Source organism: Ruegeria sp. AD11(2025), assembly GCF_056542405.1.
The window spans coordinates 1-540 of the sequence record NZ_JBQFZU010000165.1 but is presented as its reverse complement, the minus strand read 5'-3'; the positions used below and the strand labels follow the sequence as shown (position 1 = coordinate 540).

At 46.5% G+C, this 540-nt stretch carries 1 protein-coding gene; it reads right to left on the bottom strand.

The features are described from left to right. Positions 1-423 (bottom strand): sulfotransferase family 2 domain-containing protein (locus tag ACR1XY_RS24905; protein WP_480597561.1); only part of this gene is annotated, 423 nt, incomplete at its 3' end. Positions 424-540 lie beyond the last annotated feature (117 nt).

Here is a 540-nt window from a genome sequence, read left to right as displayed (position 1 = left end):
CATTAGATATCTTGACTGGAAGTTTTCCGGCACGTCCAACGCAAATTCATCCAGAGACTGTGTGACTTCATATGAAGTGCCCTTCAGGTGCGGGTTTAACAACTGATAGTTGTAGTTACTGACTATTCTTGCAACGGGCTCTCTGACGCTTGCAGCCATCAGAACCTTCCCACCTTCATATAGCTTTCTGGCGGTACGATTTCTAAGAAACACACCAATAGGAAGGTGTCCGACAATCGCTTTGTACCTTCTTAACTCTTGGGGTTCTAAATCCGCAAAATCTAACGGCGAAACATCAGCACCGAATGCAGGATCCCATACCTTTAGGCAATTCTCCCAACCAAAGGCCTGCTGGATCAAATTGCATATCGTTTGACCTCCAGTCTTTTGGATGTGGCAAAAGAACAAAACTCGGTCTTCCAAAGTAGCCTCCTCGACTGTGGCCACGCGTGTTACGTTGCAAAGGCTCAACAGTCAATCATCGCTCGCAACCAAGTCTAAGCTATTTCCGAACATCCACTTTGCGTGCAAATCCAGTCA